Annotated in this window: 6 protein-coding genes; 4 read left to right on the top strand and 2 right to left on the bottom strand. The window is 65.8% G+C overall.

Annotated features, from left to right (window positions below):
- Positions 1-66 precede the first annotated feature (66 nt).
- From AUP43_RS03560 to AUP43_RS03550, 3 genes are read left to right on the top strand one after another with little or no spacing between them, the layout of a single operon-like run.
- The gene (locus AUP43_RS03560) at positions 67-1,002 is read left to right on the top strand and encodes an ABC transporter permease (RefSeq protein WP_067552812.1); all 936 of its coding nucleotides are present in this window, start codon (positions 67-69) and stop codon (positions 1,000-1,002) included.
- A gap of 2 nt (positions 1,003-1,004) precedes the next feature.
- Entirely contained in the window at positions 1,005-1,886 is an 882-nt protein-coding gene (locus tag AUP43_RS03555; RefSeq protein ID WP_084462520.1) for an ABC transporter permease, read from the top strand.
- Positions 1,887-1,890: 4 nt separating this feature from the next.
- A complete protein-coding gene (locus AUP43_RS03550) occupies positions 1,891-3,996 on the top strand; it encodes a dipeptide ABC transporter ATP-binding protein (protein ID WP_067552809.1) in 2,106 nt (701 codons plus the stop codon).
- A gap of 9 nt (positions 3,997-4,005) precedes the next feature.
- Here AUP43_RS03550 and AUP43_RS03545 read toward each other — a convergent pair whose 3' ends face one another.
- Both AUP43_RS03545 and AUP43_RS03540 read right to left on the bottom strand, forming a co-directional pair.
- Complete coding sequence (locus AUP43_RS03545) at positions 4,006-6,000, bottom strand: TRAP transporter permease (protein ID WP_067552806.1); 1,995 nt, start codon at positions 5,998-6,000, stop codon at positions 4,006-4,008.
- Between the two features lie 116 nt (positions 6,001-6,116).
- Complete coding sequence (locus tag AUP43_RS03540; protein WP_067552803.1) at positions 6,117-7,280, bottom strand: TAXI family TRAP transporter solute-binding subunit; 1,164 nt, start codon at positions 7,278-7,280, stop codon at positions 6,117-6,119.
- 225 nt (positions 7,281-7,505) lie between these two features.
- Here AUP43_RS03540 and AUP43_RS03535 point away from each other — a divergent pair, with 225 nt between their 5' ends.
- Entirely contained in the window at positions 7,506-8,267 is a 762-nt protein-coding gene (locus AUP43_RS03535; RefSeq protein WP_067552800.1) for an SDR family NAD(P)-dependent oxidoreductase, read from the top strand.
- Positions 8,268-8,404 lie beyond the last annotated feature (137 nt).

Here is an 8,404-nt window from a genome sequence, read left to right as displayed (position 1 = left end):
TCCCCCCTTGCGGGGGAGGGCTAGGGAGAGGGGCGTTCGCACCAACCCCGCAGGAGGATATCGCGCATGGTGATCTTTCTGGCCAAGCGGGTCGGCTATATGCTGCTGACCATGCTGGTCGTCTCGATCCTGCTGTTCCTGCTGCTTGAGGTGAATGGCGAGAGTGTCGCCGTGAAGGTGCTGGGCCCCTACACCTCGGTCGAGCAGCGCAATATCTGGCTGGAGACCAACGGGTATTTCCGGCCGCTCTATGTGCGTTATTTCGACTGGCTGGTCGGCATCGTCACCGGCGATTTCGGGCAGTCGATCCGATTCAAGGCCCCGGTATCCGACATTCTGTGGGACCGGCTGGGCAATACCGCGATACTGGGGCTGGCGACCTACGCCATCATGGTGCCGGTGTCGCTGACGCTGGGCGTGCTGGCCGGCATGAAGGAAGGCTCCGCCCTCGACCGCACCATCTCGCTGACCTCCATCGGCACCACCTCGGTGCCGGAATTCGCCAGCGCCGTGCTGCTGGCCTTCATCTTCGTCTTCTCGCTGGGCTGGCTGCCCGGCACCAGCACGATGAGCGGCGGCTTCGACCCGATGCAGCTTATCCTGCCGGTCTCGGTGCTGTTCCTGTACGGCTTCGGCTATCTGGTGCGCATGACCCGCGCCTCGATGGCGGAGGTGATGCAGACGCCCTATATCCGCACCGCCGTGCTGAAGGGCCTGCCCTACCGCCAGGTGATTCTGCGCCACGCCCTGCGCAACGCGCTGATCGCGCCCTTCACCGTCATCATGCTGCAGATCAACTGGCTGCTGTCGGGCGTCATCGTGGTGGAGTTTTTCTTCGCCTATAAGGGCTTCGGCGCGCTGCTGCTGGAGGCCTCGCTGAACCAGGACATCTACATGATCCAGGCCTGCGCCATGGTCGCCGTGTTCGTCGCGGTGACGACGCAGACCATCGCCGATATCGGCTATACCTATCTCAACCCCCGCATCCGGCTGGGGGGCTGAGAATGACAGACAACGCCGTGCGGCCCGCCCGCCCCTCCAGGCTGATGCAGTATCTGCGCCGCGCGGCGCTGATCCGGGAAAGCTGGATCGGCTCCATCGGCCTTGGCATCATCGTGTTCTGGGTGGCGATGGCGCTGCTGGCGCCGCTGCTGGCGCCGTTTCCGCCGAACGCGCAATATGTGCCCTTCATGGCGCCGGGCTTCGAGATGCCGCAGACGGGCATTTTCTGGCTCGGCACCGACCATCTGGGGCGCGATATCCTCTCGCGCCTGATGTGGGGGGCGAGAACCGTGCTGTTCTACGCCCCGCTGGCGACGGTCTGCGCCTATGCGGTCGGCATCGTGATGGGGCTGGCGGCCGGCTACAAGCGCGGCTGGGTCGACGATCTGCTGAGCCGCGTGGCCGATTTGATCCTGTCCTTCCCGATCCTGGTGCTGTACGTGGTCATCATCACCACCTTCGGCGCGTCGGGCGTCAATATCGTGCTGGCGGTCACTTTCGCCAGCGCGCCGGGCATCATGCGCATCGTGCGCGGCCTGGTGCTGGATCTGCGCAACCGCGATTATGTGGCGGCGGCGCAGACCAGGGGCGAATCCTCGCTCTATATCATGTTCATCGAAATCCTGCCGAATGCGCGCGGTCCGCTGATCGTGGATGCCTGCCTGCGGGTCGGCTATGTCATCATCACCATCGGCGTGCTGGGGTTCCTGGGCCTCGGATTGCCACCGCCCGATCCCGACTGGGGCAGCATGGTCAATGAGACGCGCGGCATGGCGATGACCTTTCCGCACATGACCATCTTCCCGTGCATCGCGATTTCCTCGCTGGTGCTGGGCTTCAACCTGCTGGCCGACGGCCTGCGCGAAGTATCGCTGAGGGACTGATGCCATGACAGTGCCCATTCTCGAAATCAAGGACCTCTGCCTGTCCTACTTCACCAGGGCGGGGGAAATCCCCGCCGTGGTCGATTTCAACCTCACGCTGAACGAGGGGGAGACCGCGGGGCTGGTCGGCGAATCCGGCTGCGGCAAGTCGACCGTCGCCCTCGCGATCATGAATTACCTGGGCGACAATGGCGGCATCGTCGGCGGCTCGATCAAGTTCAAGGGCCGCGACATCGTCACCATGTCGACGGAGGAGCTGCGCCGCCTGCGCGGGGCCGACATCGCCATGGTCTATCAGGAGCCGATGGCCGCCCTGAACCCTTCCATGACCATCGGCCGGCAGCTCGCCGAGGTGCCGATCTGCCATGAGGGGGTCGATATGGCGACGGCCCTGAAGCGTGCCGAGGAATTGCTGGACGCTGTGCGCCTGCCCGACGCGAAGCGCATTCTGGCGGCCTATCCGCACCAGATATCCGGCGGCCAGCAGCAGCGCGTGGTGATCGCCATGGCGCTGCTGTCCAAGCCGTCGCTGTTGCTGCTGGACGAGCCGACCACGGCGCTGGACGTGACGGTGGAAGCCGGCATCGTCGAGCTGATCGCCGATCTGGGGCGCGATTTCGGCACTTCCAACCTCTATATCTCGCATAATCTGGGCCTGATCCGGGAGACCTGCGACCGCGTCTTCGTGATGTATTCCGGCGAGGTGGTGGAGGAGGGCAGCATCGACGAGGTGTTCCAGGCCACCCGCCACCCCTATACGACCGGCCTGTTCAGCGCCATCCCGATGCCGGGCTCGGACAAGTATGACCGCCCGCTGGTGCCGATCCGCGGCCAGCTGCCGCTGCCGCACAAGCGTCCGCCTGGCTGCAATTTCGGCCCGCGCTGCGATCATTTCGTGGAGGGGCGCTGCGATGCCCGGCGCATCCCGCTGGACCGCCTGTCCGGCGCGGCGCGCCCGCATGCGGTGCGCTGCATCCGCTGGGAGGAGATCGACTGGGCGGAGTATCAGCCAACGCAGGAGGTCATCGAGCCGATGCCGCCCGGCGAGCGGGTGCTGCGCGTCGAGGCGATGCAGAAATATTACGAGGTGACCGACCGCTCGCTGATCGCCGTGCTGCGCGGCCGCAATGTGCGCTATGTGAAGGCCAATGAATCGCTGAGCTTCGATGCGCGGCGGCAGCAGACCGTCGCCATCGTCGGCGAGTCGGGCTGCGGCAAGTCGACCTTCGCCAAGGTGCTGATGGGGCTGGAGACGGCCACCGAGGGGCGCATCCGCTTCAATGGCGATGAGATCGCCGATCTGCCGGTGGAGCAGCGCAGCGCGGAGCAGATCGGCTCGCTGCAGATGGTGTTCCAGAACCCGAACGAGACGCTGAATCCCAGCCATACGATCGGCAGCCAGATCGCCCGCGTGATCAAGAAATTCGGCATCGAGAAAGACCCGAAGAAGATCGAGGAGCGGGTGTTCAAGCTGCTCGATACGGTGAAGCTGCCGCGCGACTTCGCCCGGCGGCGGCCGCGCCAGCTTTCCGGCGGGCAGAAGCAGCGCGTCGGCATCGCCCGCGCCTTCGCCGGCAACCCGGCCATGGTGATCGCCGACGAGCCGGTCTCGGCGCTCGACGTGTCGGTGCAGGCGGCCGTCACCCAGCTCCTGATGGAAATCCAGCGCGACCACGGCACCACGCTGCTGTTCATCAGCCATGATCTGTCGGTGGTGCGCTATCTGGCGGACCGCATCGTCGTGATGTATCTGGGCCAGATCATGGAGCAGGGCACGACGGACGAGGTGTTCAGCCCGCCCTATCATCCCTATACCGAGGCGCTGCTGTCCGCCGTGCCGATCGCCGACACCAGTTTCGAGAAGCGCCGCATCGTGCTGGAGGGCGATTTGCCCAGCGCCCTCGACACGCCGGCCGGCTGCCCGTTCGCCAGCCGCTGCCCGCGCAAGCTGGGCGATATCTGCGACACCACCCCGCCGCCGATCGTGGAGCCGGCGCCGGGCCACCGCATCGCCTGCCACATCCCGCTGGCCGAATTGCAGGCGGTGCCGCCGGTGTTCAGCCAGAAGGACGATGGCGACGGCGGCGATGCGCCGGTGGTGGCGGCGTAAGGTCCGGCCTTACGCCAGCCTGACTCTCCGCCGCATCAGCTCCAGCCCGACGCCCAGCACCAGGCCGACGGCGGAAATGCCGAGCAGCTCGATCTGCGACAAGTTCAGCTCTTCCGAGCCGGGGAAGGCGAGCGCCAGCCCGGCGATGAAGATGCAGGCGCGCGACAGCAGCCCCATCGGGTCGTTGCCCAGCACGCCCAGACCACGCAGATAGCCCTGCATGGCGGCGGCGATCAGGAAGATGCCGGGCACCGCGGTGGCGATCACGATGGCGATCTCCGATGCGGTGCCGTGCAGGATCAGCGCCGGGTTCAGCACGAAGAAGAACGGCACGAAATAGATCACCGATCCCAGCTTCATCGCCGCGAAGCCGACCGCGAAGGGATGTGCGCGGGCAATCGACGAGGCCGTGAAGGCGGCCAGCGCCACCGGCGGGGTGATGAAGGAGACCATGCCCCAATACATGATGAACAGATGCACCGCCAGCGGGTCCATGCCGGCCTGGATCAAGGGCGGGGCCAGGATGACGGCGAGGAAGATGTAGCAGGCCGTCACCGTCATCCCCATGCCGAAGATGAAGCTGGTGATAGCCCCCATCAGCAGCAGCAGCAGGATCGATTTGCCGGCCATGAACACCAAATCATTGGCCAGCGTGCCGGCCAGGCCGGTCACCATCAGCGCGCCGATGATGAAGCCGACGCCCAGCAGCAGCGCCACCAGCTCCGCCAGCGCGCGGGCGCAGGCGACCAGGAAGTCGATCCAGCGCGACCAGGACATGCGGTTGCCGGGCAGGATCTGGTTGATCACCAGCAGCACGCCGGTGGCGTAGAAGGGGGCCAGCGCCTCCTGCTGTTCGTTCAGCAGGAAATAGACCAGCACCGCGAACACCAGGATATACAGCCAGCCGCTCTTCATCGCGTCGCGGGCGCGCGGCAGCTCGTGCGCCGGCATGCCCTTCAGCCCGCGCCGGGCGGAATAGGCGTCGATCTGCATCACCAGGCTGATATAGAACAGCAGCCCCGGCCCGGCCGCCGCGATGGCGATCTCGGCATAGGGCACGCCCAGGAAGGACGCCATCAGGAAGGCGGTGGAGCCCATGACCGGCGGCATCAGCACAGCACCGGTCGAGGCCACCGCCTCCACCGCCGCGGCAAAGCTGGGCGGATAGCCCAGCCGCTTCATCGCCGGGATGGTGACGACGCCGCTGGAAATCACGTTGGAGATCACGCTGCCGCTGATCGAGCCTTGCAGCATGGAGGAGACGACGCCGACCTGCGCCGCGCCGCCGCGCCAGCGCCCGACCATGGCGAAGGCGATGTCGTTGAAGAATTTGGCGCCGCCGGTGTAGTTCAGCGCCACGCCGAAGATGATGAAGCCGACGACGATGTTGCCGAACGCCATCATCGGGATGCCGAACGCGCCTTCCTGGCTGAGGATGTGGTAGGCGAAGGTATCCACCAGCAGCTGCGGCATGCCGCTGATCGGCCCCGGCACCATGTCGGCGTAGGAGGGGAACAGCGACACCACGAAGACGATCACCGTGATGATCAGCCCGCCGGCGCGGCGCAGCGCCTCCAGGATCACCGCCCAATAGAGGAAGCCCAGCGCCTGCGCCAGCGGCGGCGCTGCATATTCCCAGCCCTCATTCAGATTGATCTCGGCGGTCGAGGCGAACCAGGCGCCGCAGCCGAAGGCGATGGCCGACAGCAGGAGGTCATACCAGCGCGGCCGGCCGTCGATCTGCTTCGGCGTGGCCGGGTAGACCAGGAACACGATGGGCAGCAGCAGCATCGCCAGCAGGTAGAGATAGAGATTCTCCAGGATGACGATATTGGCGAAGAATTGCAGGTTCAGCCGCTGGTTCAGCACCAGGATGGCCGTGACCGTCACAATGACGGCTAGGACGGCCCGTCCCAGCCGGCCAAGCTCGCGATGGCGCAGCTCCTCCGGCATTTCGAAGGCGGCTTTCTGGGCCTGCGGGGCGGTCTGATCGGGAGTCACCATGACATCGCCATTCTGCGCCGTGTCGGCGGCTGGTCAGCGGAACGATAGGGCCGGGGTAAAGCGAGAACCGCCCGGCGCGCAGCGCCGGGCGGTAAGTCGGGGTCAGGCGACGCGCCTCACCAGATCGGGTTGAAGCCGGCTTCCTTCAGCGCGGCGTTGCGGGCGGCCATCCATTTCTTCTCGAAGGCCTCCTTGTCGCCGGCATCGACGTCCTTCATCTTCGCCCAGGCGGTCTTCAGCACCTTCTGGCGTTCGAACAGCTTGTCGTTATGGGCCTGCATGTCGTCGGTCCACACGCCCTTTTCCTTGAACACCTTCACGGCGCCCGGATGGTAGGGCACGACCCATTTCAGGATCTGCCGGTCCAGCGCCCAGCCGTCGATGCCCGGCGCGCCGCCCTTATAGTCGGGGAAATAATCGATCATCGCGCGGGTCATGTTGTAGACCAGCTTCTCGTCCTGGCTTTTGTAGGACAGCAGGATCGGGTAGGGGTAGGTCGCCCCTTCCCACGGCTTGTCCTTCGACATGGCGGCGCCCTCGGTGGCCATGATCGGCACGAAGAACGGGGCCTTCTCCTGCACCCGGTCCCAGCCCGCCTTGTCGCCATGCGGCAGGGTCGGCCAGACCAGCCCGCGCGGCGAATTCTCTAGCTGATAGGCCTTGCCCGACGTGGTCGAGGCGAAGGCGGCGTCGACCTGGCCGTTGATGATGCCGTCCCAGGACGCGCCGAAGCCGGAGAATTCGACCTTCTTCACATCGTCCCAGGTGAGGCCGGCATAAGACAGGATGGCGGTGTTGTTCTCGTTCAGGGAGGGCGAGCCGACGACCCAGGCGACGCGCTTGCCCTTCAGGTCGGCCACCGTCTTGATGCCGAGATCGCCGGCCGCGCCGATCGACAGGCCGCCATCGGAGTTCGACGCCATCAGCAGCGCCACTTCCTGCGGGCCCCAATTCTTCTCGCCGAATTCGTAGACGCCTTCCTGCGCGTAGAAGCTGGCGCCCAGGCCGGTGGCGGAGAAATGCACCTTGCCCTCGCGCAGCGGCACCTGGCGGGAGATATCGTTCTTACCCGGCAGGACGCGCAGATTGACCTCGGCGTTGCGCTTCAGCGCGCCGCCGATGGCGACGGCCTGGTTGTAGCCGCCGGAGCCGACATCATAGGCCGTCCAGGCCAGGGTCGAGGGCAGCTCGATCTTCGATTGCGCCTGCGCCGGCGCGACGCCGGCCACGCCGGCAAGCAGCGCCGCGCAGAGCAAAGCCTTGTACTGTATGGGCTTCATCGTTCAGTAACCTCCCTGTTTATTGCAGACCGTTCCGGTTCTTGCTTTTACCGATTGAAAGCATATCAGCCATGCAACCGTTCGCATAACGGCAATCATGGCTGTGAAATGCGTGTACCCTCCATCGAGCCGAACCGAGCATTTGCGAAATTCAGTTTCACAGATCAAAAAATAACACGGGCCTGCCTCATCGCAAGGCACAAACTTATCGCGGGAGAGGGAAGAATGTTGAAAGCGGACCTTACAGGTAAGCGGGCGCTGGTGACCGGCGGCGCGTCGGGCATCGGGCTGGCCACGGCAAAGCTGCTGGCGGCCTCGGGTGCTGCGGTCGCGATCAATCATCTGCCGGAGGATGCGCGCGGCGCGGAAGCGGTGGAAACGCTGCGGCGCATGGGGGCCACCGCGCTCGCCGCCCCCGGCAGCGTCGCGGAATCCGACTCCGCCGACGCGATGGTGCGCCAGGCGGCCGAGGCGCTGGGCGGGCTGGATATCCTGATCAACAATGCCGGCACGCCGGGCGCGCTGGAGCCGATTCCGTTCGCCGATCTCGATGCGATGACCGAGGAGTTCTGGGGCAAGATCCTGTCGACCAACCTGATCGGCCCGTTCCGCTGCACCCGCGCCGCCGTGCCGTTCCTGCGCGAATCGCGCGGCTGCATCGTCAGCACCGCCTCCATCGCCGGGCTGGGCGGCAATGCCAGCTCGCTCGCCTATGGCGCCAGCAAGGCCGGGCTGATCAATCTGACGCGCAATCTGGCCAAGGCGCTGGGGCCGGACATACGCGTGAACGCCGTCGCCCCCGGCCTTACCCGCACCCCCTGGACCGACACCTGGCCACAGGAACGCAAGGACCGCTCCATGGCCAACACCATGCTGCAACGCATGGTCGAGCCGGAGGATATCGCCGACGCCATGCTCTTCCTCTGCGCCGCTTCCGCCGTCACCGGCCAGACCATCGTGGTCGATTGCGGCCGGTTCTCGTTCTGAGGGGGCGGAGGGAGTAGGCCGCCCGATGCTTCGAGACGCCCTCTGCCGAGGGCTCCTCAGCATGAGGGGCACCAAGCGGCACTGGCCGGAATGTCCCAAGACTCCCTCGCCCTAAAGAGCCGCGAAGCGGCGTCTCG

Origin of the sequence: Oceanibaculum pacificum, from assembly GCF_001618175.1 — a bacterium.
In the GTDB taxonomy this organism is placed as follows: domain Bacteria; phylum Pseudomonadota; class Alphaproteobacteria; order Oceanibaculales; family Oceanibaculaceae; genus Oceanibaculum; species Oceanibaculum pacificum.
Note: the sequence above shows the minus strand (reverse complement) of the source record. Positions and strands in the feature narration are given on the sequence as shown.

Coding starts and splice junctions, on each gene's coding strand:
- AUP43_RS03555 (WP_084462520.1), top strand. CDS start 1,005: ATGACAGACAACGCCGTGCGGCCCGCCCGCCCCTCCAGGCTGATGCAG.
- AUP43_RS03550 (WP_067552809.1), top strand. CDS start 1,891: ATGACAGTGCCCATTCTCGAAATCAAGGACCTCTGCCTGTCCTACTTC.
- AUP43_RS03560 (WP_067552812.1), top strand. CDS start 67: ATGGTGATCTTTCTGGCCAAGCGGGTCGGCTATATGCTGCTGACCATG.
- AUP43_RS03535 (WP_067552800.1), top strand. CDS start 7,506: ATGTTGAAAGCGGACCTTACAGGTAAGCGGGCGCTGGTGACCGGCGGC.
- AUP43_RS03545 (WP_067552806.1), bottom strand. CDS start 6,000: ATGGTGACTCCCGATCAGACCGCCCCGCAGGCCCAGAAAGCCGCCTTC.
- AUP43_RS03540 (WP_067552803.1), bottom strand. CDS start 7,280: ATGAAGCCCATACAGTACAAGGCTTTGCTCTGCGCGGCGCTGCTTGCC.